The 16,940-nt window shown below is 69.6% G+C and carries 18 protein-coding genes; 7 read left to right on the forward strand and 11 right to left on the reverse strand.

Annotation, left to right across the window (positions count from 1 at the left end):
- Positions 1 to 5: 5 nt before the first annotated feature.
- Positions 6 to 1,958 carry a gamma-glutamyltransferase family protein gene (locus ON19_RS18105; protein WP_043693727.1) on the forward strand — a complete coding sequence of 651 codons (1,953 nt, stop codon included), beginning with the start codon at positions 6 to 8 and terminating at the stop codon, positions 1,956 to 1,958.
- 77 nt (positions 1,959 to 2,035) lie between these two features.
- On the opposite strand, the gene ON19_RS18110 is transcribed toward ON19_RS18105, so the two are convergent.
- From ON19_RS18110 to ON19_RS18130, 5 genes are all read right to left on the reverse strand, one after another.
- Positions 2,036 to 2,575 (reverse strand): GNAT family N-acetyltransferase, encoded by a 540-nt coding sequence (locus ON19_RS18110; protein ID WP_043693730.1) that lies wholly within the window; start codon positions 2,573 to 2,575, stop codon positions 2,036 to 2,038.
- A gap of 67 nt (positions 2,576 to 2,642) precedes the next feature.
- The gene (locus ON19_RS18115; RefSeq protein ID WP_043693971.1) at positions 2,643 to 3,113 is read right to left on the reverse strand and encodes a PH domain-containing protein; all 471 of its coding nucleotides are present in this window, start codon (positions 3,111 to 3,113) and stop codon (positions 2,643 to 2,645) included.
- 32 nt (positions 3,114 to 3,145) lie between these two features.
- On the reverse strand, positions 3,146 to 3,625 hold the full coding sequence (gene ribH, locus ON19_RS18120; RefSeq protein WP_043693733.1) for a 6,7-dimethyl-8-ribityllumazine synthase: 480 nt from the start codon (positions 3,623 to 3,625) through the stop codon (positions 3,146 to 3,148).
- A gap of 30 nt (positions 3,626 to 3,655) precedes the next feature.
- On the reverse strand, positions 3,656 to 4,900 hold the full coding sequence (locus ON19_RS18125) for a bifunctional 3,4-dihydroxy-2-butanone-4-phosphate synthase/GTP cyclohydrolase II (protein ID WP_043693736.1): 1,245 nt from the start codon (positions 4,898 to 4,900) through the stop codon (positions 3,656 to 3,658).
- A 579-nt stretch (positions 4,901 to 5,479) separates the two neighbouring features.
- Positions 5,480 to 6,103, reverse strand: coding sequence for a riboflavin synthase (locus ON19_RS18130; RefSeq protein WP_043693738.1), 624 nt, complete (start codon positions 6,101 to 6,103; stop codon positions 5,480 to 5,482).
- A gap of 568 nt (positions 6,104 to 6,671) precedes the next feature.
- Here ON19_RS18130 and ON19_RS18135 point away from each other — a divergent pair.
- Positions 6,672 to 7,142 (forward strand): hypothetical protein, encoded by a 471-nt coding sequence (locus tag ON19_RS18135; RefSeq protein ID WP_043693741.1) that lies wholly within the window; start codon positions 6,672 to 6,674, stop codon positions 7,140 to 7,142.
- Positions 7,143 to 7,148: 6 nt separating this feature from the next.
- Here ON19_RS18135 and rpe read toward each other — a convergent pair whose 3' ends face one another.
- The gene (rpe, locus tag ON19_RS18140) at positions 7,149 to 7,805 is read right to left on the reverse strand and encodes a ribulose-phosphate 3-epimerase (RefSeq protein ID WP_043693744.1); all 657 of its coding nucleotides are present in this window, start codon (positions 7,803 to 7,805) and stop codon (positions 7,149 to 7,151) included.
- Between the two features lie 96 nt (positions 7,806 to 7,901).
- Between rpe and ON19_RS18145 the strand changes: the two genes are divergently transcribed.
- A complete protein-coding gene (locus ON19_RS18145) occupies positions 7,902 to 8,324 on the forward strand; it encodes an ATP-binding protein (RefSeq protein ID WP_043693747.1) in 423 nt (140 codons plus the stop codon).
- Positions 8,324 to 9,208 carry an RNA polymerase sigma factor SigF gene (locus ON19_RS18150; protein WP_051169021.1) on the forward strand — a complete coding sequence of 295 codons (885 nt, stop codon included), beginning with the start codon at positions 8,324 to 8,326 and terminating at the stop codon, positions 9,206 to 9,208. Before ON19_RS18145 ends, ON19_RS18150 begins: the two co-directional genes overlap by 1 nt.
- A 6-nt stretch (positions 9,209 to 9,214) precedes the next feature.
- Here the strand turns inward: ON19_RS18150 and ON19_RS18155 are convergent, their stop codons facing one another.
- The 4 genes from ON19_RS18155 to def are packed head-to-tail and all read right to left on the reverse strand — an operon-like array spanning position 9,215 to position 12,781.
- Positions 9,215 to 9,565 (reverse strand): MmcQ/YjbR family DNA-binding protein, encoded by a 351-nt coding sequence (locus ON19_RS18155; protein WP_043693749.1) that lies wholly within the window; start codon positions 9,563 to 9,565, stop codon positions 9,215 to 9,217.
- A 53-nt stretch (positions 9,566 to 9,618) separates the two neighbouring features.
- Positions 9,619 to 11,295, reverse strand: coding sequence for an RsmB/NOP family class I SAM-dependent RNA methyltransferase (locus ON19_RS18160; RefSeq protein ID WP_169334191.1), 1,677 nt, complete (start codon positions 11,293 to 11,295; stop codon positions 9,619 to 9,621).
- Positions 11,292 to 12,215, reverse strand: a complete 924-nt coding sequence (gene fmt, locus ON19_RS18165; RefSeq protein ID WP_043693754.1) for a methionyl-tRNA formyltransferase — start codon at positions 12,213 to 12,215, stop codon at positions 11,292 to 11,294. The genes ON19_RS18160 and fmt overlap by 4 nt, the downstream gene beginning before the upstream one ends.
- The gene (gene def, locus ON19_RS18170) at positions 12,215 to 12,781 is read right to left on the reverse strand and encodes a peptide deformylase (RefSeq protein WP_043693757.1); all 567 of its coding nucleotides are present in this window, start codon (positions 12,779 to 12,781) and stop codon (positions 12,215 to 12,217) included. Before def ends, fmt begins: the two co-directional genes overlap by 1 nt.
- Before the next feature lie 250 nt (positions 12,782 to 13,031).
- Between def and ON19_RS18175 the strand changes: the two genes are divergently transcribed.
- Positions 13,032 to 14,024, forward strand: coding sequence for an NADP-dependent oxidoreductase (locus tag ON19_RS18175; RefSeq protein ID WP_043693760.1), 993 nt, complete (start codon positions 13,032 to 13,034; stop codon positions 14,022 to 14,024).
- Positions 14,025 to 14,087: 63 nt separating this feature from the next.
- Here the strand turns inward: ON19_RS18175 and ON19_RS18180 are convergent, their stop codons facing one another.
- Positions 14,088 to 14,969 (reverse strand): sigma-70 family RNA polymerase sigma factor, encoded by an 882-nt coding sequence (locus tag ON19_RS18180; protein WP_043693981.1) that lies wholly within the window; start codon positions 14,967 to 14,969, stop codon positions 14,088 to 14,090.
- A 291-nt stretch (positions 14,970 to 15,260) separates the two neighbouring features.
- Between ON19_RS18180 and ON19_RS18185 the strand changes: the two genes are divergently transcribed.
- The gene (locus tag ON19_RS18185; RefSeq protein ID WP_043693763.1) at positions 15,261 to 16,433 is read left to right on the forward strand and encodes an EstA family serine hydrolase; all 1,173 of its coding nucleotides are present in this window, start codon (positions 15,261 to 15,263) and stop codon (positions 16,431 to 16,433) included.
- A 44-nt stretch (positions 16,434 to 16,477) separates the two neighbouring features.
- Positions 16,478 to 16,924, forward strand: coding sequence for a DoxX family protein (locus ON19_RS18190; protein ID WP_043693767.1), 447 nt, complete (start codon positions 16,478 to 16,480; stop codon positions 16,922 to 16,924).
- Positions 16,925 to 16,940: the final 16 nt, after the last annotated feature.

Below are 16,940 nucleotides of genomic sequence, written 5' to 3' on the forward strand. Positions count from 1 at the left end.
CGGGCATGGGGCGCAAGCGAGGAAATTGGGTCGCCGCCGCGGCGGCGTTCGCACTCACCGTCGGAATGGCCACCGCCTGTTCGTCCGGCGAAAACGGGGCGGGCGGTGTCTGCGAGACGGTTCCGAACGGCACCCCGGTCGCCGCAGGCGCGACGGACCCGGCGGGCGGCGGCAGCAAGGATCTCAGCACCAATCCGGAAATAGCGACCGGCTATCGCGCGAACATGACGCCGGTGCGCACGCACACCTTCGCGGTGTCGACGGCCAATCCGGTGTCGACCAAGGCCGCCTGCGAGGTCCTGCGCGACGGCGGCACCGCGGCGGACGCGTTGATCGCGGCGCAAACGGTGCTCGGCCTGGTCGAACCCCAGGCCTCCGGTATCGGTGGCGGCGCGTTCCTGCTCTACTACGACGCGAACACCAAGACCGTGGACGCCTACGACGGCCGCGAGGTTGCCCCGGCGGCCGCGACCGAGAACTACCTGCGCTGGATCAGCGACACCGACCGCACCGAGCCCAAGCCGAACACGCGGGCCAGCGGCCGCTCCATCGGCGTGCCCGGCGTGCTGCGGATGCTCGAGATGGCACACCGCGACCACGGCAAGACCGCGTGGCGCGAGCTGTTCGACCCCGCCATCGGACTCGCCGATCAAGGCTTCCCGATCAGCCCCCGCCTCGCGGGCCAGATCGCGGAGTCGGCGAAGGACCTCGCGGCCGACGAGGACGCCAAGGCGTATTTCCTCAACCCGGACGGCAGCCCGAAGGCCGCCGAGACCGTGCTCACCAACCCCGCCATGGCCAAGACGCTCGGCGCCGTCGCCACGGAGGGTGCCCAAGCCTTCTATACCGGCGCCATCGCGCGGGACATCGCCGCAGCGGCGGGCCGATCCTCCGGCGGGCGCACCCCAGGCGTGATCACCACCGAGGACTTGGCCGGCTACCAGGCGAAGAAGCGCACCGCCTTGTGCACGGGCTACCGGGAGCACGAGATCTGCGGCATGCCCAGCCCCTCGTCGGGCGGCATCGCCGTCGCCGCGACGTTGGGCATCCTGGAGAACTTCGACCTGGCCACCATGCGGCCGGACAGCATCGACCGCAACGGCGGCAAGCCCGCTGCACAGGCCGTGCACCTCATCTCGGAGGCCGAACGCCTCGCCTACGCCGACCGCAACAAGTACGTGGCCGACACGGATTTCGTCCCGTTGCCGGGCAATTCGGCGCAAACCCTGCTGAACCGGGATTATCTGCGGCAGCGCGCCGGGCTGATCGATCCCAACCGCAGCATGGGCACCGCGCAGCCGGGTGACTTCGGTCCCGTGCCGCTGGGCGTGGGCCCGCAGCCACCCGAGCACGGCACCAGCCACATCTCGGTGGTCGACGAGTACGGCAACGCCGCGGCGATGACCACCACCGTCGAGTCGGCGTTCGGTTCGTTCCACCTGGTCGACGGCTTCGTGCTGAACAACCAGCTCACCGACTTCAACGCCGACCCGCTGGGCGCCGACGGGGTGCCGATGGCCAACCGGATCCAGCCGGGCAAGCGCCCGCGCAGTTCGATGAGCCCGACGCTGGTGTTCGACAAGGCCCCCGACGGGTCGCGCGGCGAGCTCACCCATGTCGCCGGCTCGCCCGGCGGTTCGGTGATCATCCAGTTCGTGGTGAAAACGCTGGTCAACATGTTCGATTGGGGCCTGGACCCGCAGCAGGCGGTGTCCGCGGTCGCGTTCGGCGCCGGGAACAGTCCGTCTACCGGCATCGGTGGTGAGCATCCCGCGATCAATGCCACCGACAACGGTGACCACGACCCGCTGGTGCTCCGGCTGCGTCAGCTGGGCCATCAAGTCTCCGTGGCACCACAGGTCAGCGGCCTCAGCGCCCTGAAACGCACCGGCACGGACGGCTGGATCGGCGGCGCCGACCCCCGCCGCGAAGGCGCGGTCCTCGGCGACACCCACTGATCGGCCCGTAGCGGCGGGCTCGGTCGCGCCCGAGGGTTCTCCCGCGTGAATCGGCGCTTTCGGCGGGAAGGGTGCGGTTAGGTCGTCCGCATCATCGGATACACGACCGGCCCCCGGCCGAGCCGCAGCTCGCCCTGCGGCTCGAACCCGAACCGCTCGTAGAAGGGCACGGTGGCGATGGTGTTGCAGATCAGGAAGCAGTTCTGGTCGGCCGCCGACAGCCGCCGCTCGAGCAGCGTGGTCGCCAGCCCGCGCCCCTGCGCGCCGGGCAGCGTCCCGATAGCGGCCAGGTACAGGTGTGGCGTCACCGGGCGCGCGCGCTCCATCTGTCGGCCCGCGGCCAGCGCACGCGCCGCACCCGGCCCCAAGGCGCGCAGCAAGGTCAGCGGCTTCGCCGTCGGCGACACCACGTTCGCGGGCTCCCACAGCGCCACGCAGGCGAGGGTGCCCTCAGCGTCGTGCGCGAGGTCGACCAGCCCGTTCCTCCGGCGCGAGGCGATGCGCGAATCCCAGAACAGCGGCAACGCTTTTCGCCGCCGCGGCGAGCCCGGCCAGAAGTAGGTCATCAGTGGATCGTCGGCGAAAGCCGCCGCGAGAACGAACGCGCCCGACTCCATACCGGCGAGGTTAGACCAGCAGCCGGACCCACGCGAGGCGGACAGTTCGGGGCGGATACCCGCCCGCTCACTCGCTCTCGGAATACTTCGCGCCGAGTTCACGCAGCCGGGCCATCGCCTGCGCCGCGTGCTGCTTGTCGTTGGAGCGGATCGCCAGCATCGGGACGTAGTCGTCGTCGACCAATTCCAGGCGCGCCCAGGACTTTCGATCCGGAAACGACACACCCCGAATGTAGCCCCACGGGAAATCGTTGTCGCCCAGAATGTTTCGCACCGACACACCCCGCGCACCGACCCGGACCCGCGGCCTGGTCAGCAGCAGCACCGCGGCGGCGCCGAGAACGCCGATCCCGATCATCGCGATCTGATCGACCACCCGGAAGTTGACGCCGGTCGATCCGCTGCGCAACCAGATACCACCCGCGGTGAACGCGGCCGCCACCAGCACCGCCACGATCCAGGCCGTCCGCACCGCGCGCCGGGGCCGCACCTCGAACTCCCACTCGGACTCGTCGCCTGCCGGCGCGGGCGATCCCACGTTCCTGCGGAAGATACGGACGACCGGCATCGCTACGCGGACTGCCGCAGGGCGCGCAGCGTCAGCGCGGCGTCCAACGCCGCGGCGGCCGCCTGCTCGCCCTTGTTCTCGTGCGACTCCGGTAGCCCGGCCCGATCCAGGGCCTGCCGCTCGTTGTTGGTGGTCAGCACCCCGTTCGCGACCGGCGTGCCCTCGTCCAGCGAAACCCGGGTGAGCCCCGCGGTCACCGCGTCGCAGACGTACTCGAAGTGCGGCGTGTCACCGCGGATCACCACGCCGAGCGCCACCACCGCGTCGTGCGACCTGGCCAGTTCCTGGGCCACCACCGGCAGCTCCATGGCGCCCGCGCAGCGCACCACGGTGATCTGCTGGACCCCCGCGTCCTTGGCCACCCGCTCGGCGTTCGCCAGCAGGGTGTCGCAGATCTGGGTGTGCCAGCGCGAGGCGACGATGCCCAAGGAGAGGTCCTTGGCGTCGGCCAGCGCGAAGGTCGGTACCCCGGTACCGCTCATCGATGTCCGCCTTTCCGGTTTGCTCGCAGTTCAGTGCGCCGTCTCGCCGAGATCGAGCTCGTCGAGCCCGATCAGGTCGTGCCCCATCCGGTCCCGCTTGGTGCGCAGGTAATGCAGGTTTTCCGCGTTCGCGCGCAACGGCATCGGCACCCGCTCGGTGATCCGCAGGCCGTAGCCGTCCAAGCCGACCCGCTTGGCCGGGTTGTTGGTGAGCAACCGCATCGACCGAAGACCCAGATCCACCAGGATCTGCGCGCCGGTGCCGTAATCGCGCGCGTCCGCGGGCAGGCCGAGCTCCAGATTCGCGTCGACCGTGTCGTGGCCGGAATCCTGCAGCTGGTAGGCCTGCAGCTTGTGCATCAGGCCGATGCCGCGCCCTTCGTGACCGCGCATGTACAGCACCACACCGCGCCCCTCGGCCGCCACCATCTCCAGCGCCGCGTCCAGCTGCGGACCGCAGTCGCAGCGCAGCGACCCGAAGACGTCTCCGGTCAGGCACTCCGAGTGCACGCGCACCAGGACGTCCTCGCCGTCGCTGATGTCGCCGCGCACCAGCGCGACGTGCTCCACCTCGTCGTAGATGCTCTGATAGCCGACGGCCATGAACTCGCCGTGCGCGGTGGGGATGCGCGCCTCCGCGACGCGCACCACGTGCTTCTCGTGCCTGCGCCGCCACGCGATCATGTCGGCGATCGAGATCAGCGCGAGCTCGTGCTCGTCGGCGAAAACGCGCAGCTCCTCGGTGCGGGCCATGTGGCCCTCGTCCTTCTGGCTGACGATCTCGCAGATCACGCCCGCCGGGCGCAACCCGGCCATCCGTGCCAGATCCACGGCCGCCTCGGTGTGGCCGGGGCGACGCAGCACGCCACCGTCCTTGGCGCGCAACGGCACCACGTGGCCGGGCCGGGTGAAATCGTCGGCCTTGGCGTCGGCGTCGGCCAGCAGCCGCATGGTGGTGGCGCGGTCGGCGCCGGAGATACCGGTCGTCACGCCCTCGCGCGCGTCCACCGAGACGGTGTAGGCGGTGCCGTGCTTGTCCTGGTTCATCGCGTACATCGGCGGCAGGCCGAGCCGGTCGCAATCGTCACCCGTGAGCGGCACACAGATGTAACCGGAGGTGTAGCGGATCATGAAGGCGACCAGCTCCGGGGTGGCCTTCTCCGCCGCGAAGATGAGGTCGCCCTCGTTCTCGCGGTCCTCGTCGTCGACTACGACGACCGCTTTACCGGCGGCAATGTCGGCGACTGCGCGCTCGATGCTGTCGAACCTGGTCACGTCTGCTGTGCTCCATCTCGAAATAGGTGCCTCACCACAGTACTGTGTTCAATTTGCAGCGCCTGCGGCGCTGCGTATTCGCGGCCCCTTGGTGGCTCGCGTCCGAGCGGCCGCCGCTGGCGACTGCGTCGCGGACGCGGCGGCCGCTCGGACGCGAGCCGGGCCGCGAACGGCGCATGCTAGGTCTCGCTTCGCTCGAAAGATGGAGTGAGGTTCGTCTGAGCGCGCGAGGTGGTGAGTATCGGACTCGCATGTTCGGCGCTTCCTCGCACTCGGTGGGCCTGCCGATGGCGGCGACCATCCTCCCGGCACTCTGCGCGGGGTGCCGACCGGTGGTGACCGATGCGACGGCGACTCGAAGGCAGCCGACGAATCGAGTTCGATCACGCCCATCGCATCCTGGGGCTTGCCCAGGTGGGGAAATGGCGCGCGGGCCGATGTGTCGCGGAAGGCGCGCTGAGCGGTGGGACCTGTCCGCCGCCGTGCGGTCGCCTTCCGCGCGAACCCGTGCGCGCTTCGTACGCTCCTGCGCCACGCACACGCATCCGGCGCGGGCGGGCACGAGCGGGGCGGTCAACGCTAGCCGCGCTGCTGGAGGCGTTCGACGTACTTGGCGATCACGTCGACTTCCAGGTTGACGGTGGTGCCGACGGTGGCGAAGCCGAGGTTGGTCAGCGAGAGCGTGGTGGGGATGAGGGAGACCTCGAACCAGTCCCGGCTACCGGTCTCGGCGGGTTCGTCGGAGACGCCGAGACCGGAGACGGTGAGCGAGATGCCGTCGACGGTGATCGACCCCTTCTCCACCACGTAGCGGGCGATGGTCTCCGGCAGCGAGATCCGGACCACGTCCCAGTTCTCCGACGGAGTGCGCGAGAGCACGGTGCCGGTGCCGTCGACGTGTCCCTGGACCAGGTGGCCGCCGAGTCTGCTGTTCAGCGCCGCGGCACGCTCCAGGTTCACCTTCGAACCGACGTCCAGCTTGCCGATGCCGGAGCGGTTGAGCGTCTCGGCCATGACGTCGACGGTGAACGAGTCTCCACCGACCACCTCCACGACGGTCAGGCACACCCCGTTCACGGCGATCGAATCACCGTGTCCGGCATCGGAGGTCACCAGCTTGCCCTTGATCGTCAGCCGCGCGGCGTCGGTCAGCTGCTCGCTGGAGACGATCTCGCCGAGCTCCTCGACGATGCCTGTGAACATGTGCTTCGACTCCCTGTCGCGTCGTTGTCCTCGAGTTCCGGAACAGCGCGAGTCCCGGCCGCTATTCCCGCGCCCTCAGCCTAACGACGCCGGGTCGTAGGAGGTAGCGCCGTTCCCGGGTTCGCGCGGAGACTGGACGGCTCCGCGCCCTCCGAGGCGGGAAGCAGACCGCCGGGCAGGGAGAGCCCGCCGGAACCGGCCGGTCCCATCGAAAGTGGAACAAAATATCTCCACACGCGCCGCATTCGCCCGGCGATACGGGATCGTGTATTCGTTCAACGCCTTTCGGCGTACCGCGCGAATTAATTCCTCCCCCGGTGCCCGATTCATTGTCGATACCCGAAAGAAACACGGTTATAACGCAGTTTCCGCGCGCCTGCGATGCGCGAAAGCGATATCGTTATGCGGCTGACTTCTCGCGTTCAACTTTTCCGCACAAGTAGTTCGATGCGCCGCTCTACCTGGGCCGACGGCGTACACCCGCGCGGCCCGCCGCACGACTTCACTACTCGAGAAAGCCGGAGACGACAGTGGGACAAATCTGGTCGGACACAGCGGGGGGCGCGGTGTGACCACTTTTCTCGATTCGACGCCGGAAGTTCGCTGCCTGCGGTATCGCCGCGAATTCCAGCTGCCCGCATCGATGGATCCCGGTTCGCACCGTATTCTGCTGCACATCGGCGTCGACTACGGCGCGGTCACCATGCCCGCCGAACTCGGCGAGCAAGTGCTGCGACGACTCGTCCAGGACGGAATCGCCGGACCGGTCGTCGACCACCCGCGAGCCAGGCACTGGACCTTCCTCACCGGCCCCGCCGGACCCGACGCGTTCAGTCCGGCGGTCTCGGCCGAATTGTTCCGCCTCTACGCGGCGGTGGCCTGCGCGGGCAGTCAAGTGGTGCTGCCCTCACCGGACGACGAGCGCACCGGATACCGCGTCTGGATCCGATCGCCGGAGACCGGGGCACGCCGCCCGCCGCTCAGCGCCGTGATCGCGACGATCCGCGCGGTCGCGGCGCGCAAAACCCGAATCGGCTAGACCTTTTCAGCGCGCCCACGCCGAGGCCGCCTGCCTGCGCAACTTCTCCACGGTGGCCCCGGGATCGGCCGTGCTGTAGACCGCGGAGCCGGCGACGAAGCAGTCCACGCCTGCCTCCGCCGCCGCCTCGATGGTGTCGGCGTTGATGCCGCCGTCGATCTCGACCAGCAACCGCAGCTCACCGGCATCGACCAGGTTGCGCACGATGCGCGCCTTCGCCAGCACCTCGGGGATGAACGACTGCCCGCCGAAACCCGGTTCCACGCTCATCACCAGCAGCGTGTCGAATTCGCGCAGGATCTCCAGGTACGGCTCGATCGGCGTGCCCGGCTTCACCGAGAGCCCCGCCTTGCTGCCCGCGGCGCGGATGTCGCGCGCGACCGCGATCGGATCGTCCGTCGCCTCGGCGTGGAAGGTCACATTGTGCGCGCCCGCCTCGGCGTACGGCGGCGCCCAGCGGCCCGGATCCTCGATCATCAGGTGGCAGTCCAGCGGGATCTCGGTCGCCTTCAGCAGGCTTTCGACCACGGGAAGCCCGATTGTGAGATTCGGCACGAAGTGCGCGTCCATCACGTCCACGTGCAGCCAGTCCGCGCCCGCTACGGCGCCCGCTTCCTCCGCGAGATGCGCGAAGTCGGCGGAAAGGATGGACGGGGCGATCATCGGAACGGCCGGACGAGGGTAAGTCGGGTTGGACACAACGCCGGAGTCTAACGGTACCCAGGATTGTCCAGGGCCGGAGTGGGTAGCCTGCATAGGGTGATCAATATTTCGGCGGAACAGGGGCTCTACAGCACCCCGGTGGAGATTCGGGTGGCGGCGTCGGTGACACAGCTGCCCATCGTGCGCGGGCTCGCCGAAACCCTCGTCCTACTCAGCGAATTCACGCTGGACGAGGTGGCCGACATCCGGCTGGCCGTCGACGAGGTCTGCTCGACGCTGATCGCGGTCGCCGCCCCGGAAACGAGCCTGAACTGCCGGTTCACCGTCGGTGACACCGAGCTGCTCGTCCGGGTCGAGGGCATCGCGGAGAAGCCGGGACTGCCCGACCAGCGCAGCTTCGGCTGGCACGTGCTGCGCACCCTCACCGACACGGTCGAGGCGACACAGGATTCGTTCGATGCGACGGTCTCCGGATATCCGACGACGGTCCAGTTCCGTCGGGTCCGGGGGAAGGCGTAGTGGCGGACGAAGAAACCGTGTTCGAGGCACAGCGCGAGGACGACTCCGACACTTTGACCGCGGAGGACGCCGTCGAGGACAGCGAAACCCTGGAAGACGAAAGCGAAACCCTGGAAGCGGCCGGCGCGGTCCCCGGGTACGACGACGTCGGCTTGCTCTTCGGGCAGCTATCGGCCAGCGAAGCCGGGACGGCGCGGCACACCGCCTTGCGCGCGGAACTGATCAGCCGCTGCATTCCGCTCGCCGACCACATCGCCCGCAAGTTCAGCGGGCGCGGTGAACCGTTCGACGACCTGACCCAGGTGGCGCGGGTCGGTCTGGTGCACGCGGTGGATCGTTTCGACGTGGAGCGCGGCTCGAACTTCCTGTCGTTCGCGGTGCCGACCATCATGGGCGAGGTCCGCAGGTATTTCCGCGACAACACGTGGGCGATGCGGGTGCCGCGCCGGGTCAAGGAGACCCACCTACGCATCGGCGCGGCGATCGACAGCCTGTCGCAGACTCTCGGTCGCTCGCCGACGGCGAAGGAGATCGCCGCGGAGCTCGACGTCGATCCGGACGAGGTGACCCAGGCGGTGATCGCCGGCAACGCCTACCAGCCGAGTTCGATCGACGCGGCCACGCTAGGCCGGGACACCGACGCCTCGCTGCTGGACACCCTCGGCGAGGAGGAGTCCCAGTTCGACCGCGTCGAGGAGTACGTCGCGATCCGGCCGCTGCTGGCCGGGTTGCCCGAGCGGGAGCGGCGCATCCTCACCATGCGGTTCTTCGAATCGATGACCCAGACCCAGATCGCGCAGCAGATGGGCATCTCGCAGATGCACGTCTCGCGCATCCTCGCGAAAACCCTTGCCCGGCTGCGGGAACAGTCCAGCCGGGAATGAGCGGACTCAGCGGGCCTCGCGCTCCCGCAGCTTGCGCACCTTCGCCGGAGCGGTGATCCACCACGCGGCATCCAGCAGTTCCCGCAGGTGATCCGGATCGACGCGATCGAGGTCGATCAAGATGTAGGCGTAGCCGTCGTAATGCGGGGTGGTGTAGAAGGCCGGATCGCCGGAGGCGAGCAGTGCCTCCTTCTCGGTGAGGTCGCAGGCCAGCGCGAGGCCGCCTTCGGCCTCGCTGCGCAGCCGGGCGAAACCTTTGCCGCCGACCTTCAACGCCGGGCTACGCCACCAGGTGGATTCCTCCACCTGTGGGAGTTCGGTCGCCATCGCCACCACGTCCGGCCAGGTCATCGTCATGCGCCGAGTGTGCGGCACAACTCGCCGCACGGCTTGGACGAATGGAATGCCGCTCAGCGTGGCTTGCGCAGCGCGGCCAGGAACATGGCGTCGGTGCCGTGCCGGTGCGGCCACAGCTGCGCCCCCGGCCCGTCACCGACATCGGTGACGCCGGGTAGCAGCTCTCGGGTGTCGAGTTGCTCGGCGCCCAGACGGCGCACGGCGTCGGCGACGATCGACACGGTCTCCGGCAGGTGTGGCGAGCAGGTCGAGTACAACACGACCCCGCCCGGGCGCAGCAGATCCCATGCCGCGGCGAGCAGTTCGCGCTGCAATACGACCAGTTGGCGCACGTCGGCCGGGGTGCGCCGCCAGCGCGCCTCGGGCCTGCGCCGCAGCGCACCGAGTCCGGTACACGGGGCGTCCACCAGGATGCGGTCGTAACCCGGAGTCAATCCGCTGGCCCGGCCGTCGGTGACGTGGACGTCGACCGGCAGGTCGTGCACCGCCTTGCGCACCAGTTCGGCGCGGTGCGCGGCGGGCTCGACCGCGTCCACCCGGAAGCCGTCGATCGCGGCGATCGCACCCAGCAGCGCGGCCTTGCCGCCCGGTCCGGCGCACAGATCGAGCCAGCGCCCGGTGTCCGGGCCCTCCAGCTCGGCCCTGGTCAGCGCCAGGGCGACCAACTGGCTGCCTTCGTCCTGTACGGCTGCCATGCCCGCGCGCACCGGCTCGAGCTTGCCCGGATCCCCGCCGTCCAGGTAGACCGCGTACGGCGACCAGCGCCCTTCCTCACCACCGGTGACCAGCGCGAGTTCCTCCGCGGTGATGTCGCCGGGGCGGGCCACCAGGTGCACCAGCGGGCGCGCGTCGTCGGCGGCGAGCACCTCGCCCAACTCCGCCGCTCGCGCCCCCAGCGCGTCGGCGAACGCCTGCGCGATCCATGCCGGATGCGCGTACTCGAACGCCAACCGGCCGACCGGGTCGGCGGGCGCGAGCGCCTCGACCCACTCTTCGGTCGTCTTCTCCGCCGCCCGCCGGAGCACGGCGTTGACGAAACCGGCCTTGCCCGCGCCGGATTCGGCGCGCGCCAGCGCCACCGAGGTGTCCACGGCCGCGTGCGCGCCGATCCTGGTGCGCAGCAATTGATAGACGCCGAGCCGGAGCACGTCCAGCAGGGGGCCGTCGATCTCTTCGATCGATCGGCCCGCGCCTTCGGCGATCACCGCGTCGAGCAGGCCGAGCGAGCGGCACGCGCCGTAGGCGAGTTCGGTGGCCAGTGCGGCGTCTCGCCCCGCCAATCCCCGTTCTCGCAGCAGCGCGGGCAGCACGAGGTTGGCGTAGGCGTCGCGCTCCCGGACCGCACGCAGCACATCCCTGGCGACCGACCGCGGCGGATCGGCGGGCGCTGGACGATGCGGTCGCCCGGCGACCTTGGGCCCCTGACGCGCGGGGGTTTTGGACCCGGAAGCCGGGCGCCCGGCGGAAGAACGGTCCGCTCGGCCCGTCGCCGCGCGTTGTCCCGTGGAGCCGCGCCGTTCGTCGCGGTCGCGGCCGCCCGCCTCGGCTCGCCCGCTGCCGGAACGCTGATCGGCCGCCGGTGGCCGGCCTGCACCGTTGCGGTCCCGCCGCGGGCCGCCCTGCGCCTGAGCCCGGCCGGACTCGCCGGAACGCTTCGGCGCGGACGCGCGTTCGTCGCGCCGCCGGTCGCGTGCGTCGTCGCCACCGGCCCGATTGCCCCGCGGCGTCATTCGACCACCGCGCCGGGCTGCAGGCGGGCGCCGCGCGCCCAGTCGAGCGCGGCCATCATGCGCTTGCCTTGCGGCTGCACCTGATCGAGCCGGACGGCGGTGGTGGCGGTGCCGACGAAGACTCCGGACTTGCGTACCTCGATCACGCGCTCCGGCAACTCGTCTTCCACCAGCTCGACCGGTCCCAGCTTCAGCCGGGTACCGCCGACTTCCGTCCACGCTCCGGGAGCCGGGGTGACCGCGCGAATCCGCCTGCTGATGGCCAGCGCCGGTTGATCCCAGCGCACGTGCCCGGCCTCGACACCGACCTTGGGCGCGTACGACACGCCGTCGGTGGGCTGGGCGACCGCCTGCAGCGTCCCGTCCTCCACTCCGTCCAGCGTCGCTTCCAGCAGACGGGAGCCGCTGTCGGCCAACCGCTGCAGCAGGGTGCCCGCGGTGTCGGTGACGGCGATCTTCTCGGTCACCATGCCGAAGACCGGACCCGTGTCCAGCCCGGCCTCGATCTGGAAGGTCGAGGCGCCGGTGATCTCGTCACCCGCATCGATCGCCGCCTGCACCGGCGCCGCGCCCCGCCACGCGGGCAGCAGCGAGAAGTGCAGGTTGATCCAGCCGAAGCGCGGGATGTCGAGCACCGGCTGGGGCAGCAGCGCGCCGTAGGCGACCACGGGGCAGCAGTCCGGCGCCAATTCGGTGAGCTGCGCGATGAATTCCGGCTCCGACGGCCGACGTGGGGTGAGCACCGGGATGCCGTGCTCGTCGGCCAGTTGACCGACGGGCGACCTGGTCACCTTCCGGCCGCGCCCCGCCACCGCGTCGGGCCGCGTCACGACGGCGATCACGTCGTGATTCGCCGATTCCAGCAAACGCCGCAGCGACGGAACCGCCGGCTCCGGTGTCCCCGCGAAGACGATGCGCATCAGCGGACGACCCCGAACGGGTTGGGCCGCCCCGCGCCGCTCATCGAGCGGGCCGGGCGCACCGTCGTTCCCGCGGCGAACCAATCGGATTCGCGAATCACCCGCATCGCCTCCTTGCGCTGGGCCGGGTCGAGACGATCGATGAACAGCACACCGTCGAGGTGGTCGGTCTCGTGCTGCACGCACCGCGCCAGCAGGCCCTCGGCCTCGAAGGAGACCGGCGCGCCGTCGACGTCCACACCGGAGGCGCGCACCCGCAGCGCCCGGCGCGTGTCGTAGCGCACGCCGGGAATGGACAGGCATCCCTCCGGGCCGACCTGCTCTTCGTCGCCGACGACCTCCCACTGCGGGTTCACCAGATGCCCGGCGGCGTCGCCGGTGTCGTAGACGAACACGCGCAGCCCGACCCCGATCTGCGGCGCGGCCATCCCGACCCCGCCGTCGTCGTGCATGGTCTCGGTCAGGTCGGTCACCAGCTGCCGCACATCGCGGTCGAACGCGGTGACCTCCGCGGCGCGGGCACGCAGGATGGGATCGCCGAACAGGCGAACAGGCTGGATGGTCACGGCTGGCTCCCGGAAGCGGACGAATACGGTCGCCCCATTCTAGTGAGAGGACCGCAAATCCCCGATTCACCAGGCAGAAGCTGGTAGAACTCCTATGCGGTCCGGGCGGGGTGTCGATCCCTCCGCCCGGCCGCCCGGGAAAGCCCTGGTCAGCGGCCCGCCGGTGACACCTCCCCTGCTGTGGCGTATCGAAGGCGGCGATCCACCACGCTGCGCATCCATCACCCGAGAGGTAGAGAAGGCAGGTGACATGAAGGCGTTCATTGTCGAGTCCTACGGCGAGAACGGGCTACGGGCCGCAGACGTGCCCGAGCCCGGCGTGGGCCGTCGTGACGTGCTGGTCCAGGTCCGCGCGGCCAGTATCAACCCGCTGGACAAGATGGTTCGCAACGGCGAGTTCAAGCGGCTGCTGAAGTACAAACGGCCCTTCATTCTCGGCCACGACGTCTCCGGTGTCGTAACCGAAGTCGGCGCGGACGTGCGCGCCTTCGAAGTCGGCGACGAGGTGTATGCCAGGCCGCGAGACCTTCGGATCGGCACCTTCGCCGAGTTCATCGCGATCGACCAGGACGATGTAGCACTCAAGCCGCGGTCCCTGTCGTTCGACGAGGCCGCTGCCGTACCGCTCGTCGCGCTGGCCGCCTGGCAGACACTCGCCGACCTCGCCCACCTCCAGCCGGGCCAGAAGGTCCTCATCCACGCCGGTGCGGGCGGCCTCGGCTCGACCGCCATCCAGGTCGCCAAGCATCTGGGCGCCTACGTGGCCACCACAGCCCGCACCAACGACGTCGACAAGGTCCGCAGTTTGGGCGCCGACCAAGTCATCGACTTCACCGAACAGGACTTCTCCGAAGTACTCACCGGATACGACGTCGCGCTGGACTCACTCGGGGGCACCAATCTGGAGAAGTCCCTGACCGTACTGAAGCGGGACGGGCTCGCCATCAGCGTAGTCGGCCCACCCGACCCCTCCTTCGCCGGACAAATCGGCCAACCGCTCCTCGCCCCGGTCATGGCACTGTTGAGCCGCAAGGTCCGCAAGCAGGCGAAGAAACACGGAGTGCGGTACTCGTTCTTCTTCATGAAGGCCAACGGCGCACAACTCAACGGACTCGCCTCGCTGTATGACAGCGGTGTCCTACGGCCGGTACTCGACCGCACGTTCCCCTTCGATCAGACACTCGAGGCGATGGCGTACGTCGAACAGGGTCGCGCCAACGGCAAGATCGTCATCACGCGATGAGCCAGGCCACCAGCGGCTCCCTTTTGTGAACACTCTGGCGCTGTGTCCGGTTTCCGGCTCGCTTCACCCGAGGATGGCGGTGAGGTCCAGATGCGTGAGTCGTTCGTGGTCGGAGAGGATGTCGATAGCGGTGATGCGGTCCTCGGCGACGGTGAAGCCGATGATCGAGAACGGGTTGCCGTCGATAGTGTTGACCAGTCCGGCGCTGCCGTTCACGACGGCGGGGTGGATGGTGCAGAGGGTGGCCATGCGCTGGAAGGTTTCGGCTTGTCCGGCGACGGCGTTGGCGCCGCGGATCACCCGCATCGTGGCACCGGCGTCGGCGCGCAACACCACGTCGGGGTCGAGCATGCGCAGGAGTTCGTCGAAGTCGCCGCCGCGTGCGGCGGTGAGGAAGGCGTCCACGACGCGGCGTTGACGGGGCAGGTCCGGGTCCGGGGCCGGGGTCGCGCCTTGGACTCGGCGCCGCGCTTGGCTGGCCAGTTTCTTGGCGGTCAGGGGGGTGCGGCCGATGATGGGTGCGATCTGCTCGTAGGGCATGGCGAACATGTCGTGCAGGACGAAGGCGAGTCGTTCGGCTGGGCTCAGCGATTCCAGCACGACCAGTAGCGCCGAGCCGACCGAGTCGGCGAGTAGCGCTTCGTGTTCCGGATCGGGTGTGGACGCACTGACGACCACCGGATCGGGCAGGTGCTCGGCTTCCAGAGGTTCTTCGTGGCGAGTCTTGCGGGTGCGCAGCATGTCCAGGCAGACCCGTCCGACGACGGTGGTCAGCCAGCCGCCGAGGTTGCCGACGTCGCTGCTGTCGGTGCGGGCCAGGCGCAGCCACGCCTCCTGCACGGCGTCGTCGGCGTCGGTGAGCGAGCCGAGTATCCGAAAGGCCACCGCCCGCAGGTGGGTGCGGTGCTCTTCGAACCGGTCGGCCAAAAACTGCTCATCGTGCACGGAGTCCTCCTCGATCTCGTCCCGCATCGATGACGTACCGGCCGCAGGAAACGTGACCCTATCCCCGCGCTGGTCGGCCATACGCTGCCCGGATCCGGCGTCCGGATCGCCGGGCCAACTCGTGCGCCGGAGGCGACGTCGACCTTGGACCAGCGATTTTCCGTGCCGCGGTGACGTTTTCTCGCCGCCGTACGTCAGTGCAGCGGAACACGATCCGCGGCGGCCGCCGCAGCCGGTCAGCTCGTGACCGTGTGGGGCCGGGCGCAGCTGCTATCGAAGGGAAACATCACTGTGAGTGCGATCGAAGTGCACGGCACTGTCGCTGCCGGGTTCGAGGAGGTGCGTGCCGAGTTCGCCGCTGTCGTCGGCGAGGAGGACGGGGAATCGGGCGCGCAGCTGGCCGCTTTTGTGCGGGGCCGGAAAGTGGTGGATCTGTGGGCCGGGCAGCAGGTGTCGGGCACCACGCTGACCGGTCTTCATTCGACGAGCAAGGGCGCCGCCGGTCTGGTGGTGGCGCTGCTGATCCAAGACGGCGCCCTCGACGTCGACCGGCCGGTCGCCCACTACTGGCCGCGGTTCGCCGCTGCGGGCAAACAGCACATCACCGTGCGGGACGTTCTCGTGCACCGCTCCGGGATCATCGGGGTCGATGGCGGGTTCACCGTCGCCGAACTCGCTGATGAGCAGGTCATCGCCGAACGGCTGGTGGGGCAGCGGCCTTTCTTCGAACCGGGTGCGGTGCACGGCTACGGCGGGTTCGTCACCTACGCCATTGTCGGTGAGGTGGTGCGCGCGGTCACCGGCAGCACCATCCAGCAGCTGTTCGAGCAGCGCATCCGGGGTCCCTACGGCCTGGACGTCTACCTCGGGCTGCCCGCCGAACTCGATCACCGGTACCTGCCGATCCTGCCGTGGCGGGCAACCTCGGAGATGGATGCGGCCTTCGCCGCGAACTCGCCCAACCCGCACGGCGTCGCGGGCATCGCCTACAACCTGAACGCGCGCGGGTTCACCGCCGCCGATGTCATGGCACTGCCCAACGACACCACACTGCGTCGCCTCGGCCAAGGCTCGGCCGGCGGCGTCGGCAGTGCGAACGGCGTGGCAGCAATGTACGCGGCGGCCACCACCGGGATCGACGGCCGCGACCCGCTGCTGTCGCTGGAAACCATCGCCACCATTTCCGCGATCCATTCCAGCGGTCCGGATCTGGTGCGCGGCGACCGCGCCCCCTACGCGCTGGGTTTCGAAGCCAAGAGCCTGCTGCATCCGTTCCTCGGCGCGCACGCATTCGGGCACACCGGCTCCGCGGGCTCGGACGGATTCGCCGACCCGCACAGCGGTCTGACCTACGGCTACACCCGACGCCGCGCCGCATTCGCGTTCAACGCCCCCGAGAACGCACGACTGGCCGCCGTCGTCCACCGCGCCGCGACCGCCACCGATTTCGCGGCCGCCGCCTGACCCCTGCCCCGACCAACCTCTTCATCTCCAGGAGCGACACGATCATGTCCACTCGCACAACGTCGATAATCCGTTCCCGCGGCCTGAAACTCGCGCGCTGGGTTCCCGTGGCCGCCGTGCTGGCCGAGACCGCCGTCGGCGCGTACTGGGACCTCGCCCGGATCTCCTACGTCCGCGACTCGTTCGACCACCTCGGCTACCCCATGTACTTCGCGACCATCCTCGGCGTCGCCAAGACCGCCGCGCTCGCCGCGATCCTCACCCCCGGCCACCCCCGAACGAAGGAGTGGGCCTACGCCGGACTGGTCTTCGTCTACGGCGGCGCCGCCACATCGCATCTGGCCGCCGGTGACGGTCCCGATAAATGGGCCATGCCGCTGTTCTTCGCCGCCGCCACCTTCGCCGCCCGCGCCTGGCTGCCGCAAGGAACATCCACCACTGCCACCTTGCGCGCACTCGGCGGCTCCCGACGCCGGCCCCGCTACGCCTGACCGACCGACCGATCAC

It is taken from the genome of Nocardia abscessus NBRC 100374 (assembly GCF_000308455.1).
GTDB classification, from domain to species: Bacteria; Actinomycetota; Actinomycetes; order Mycobacteriales; family Mycobacteriaceae; genus Nocardia; species Nocardia abscessus.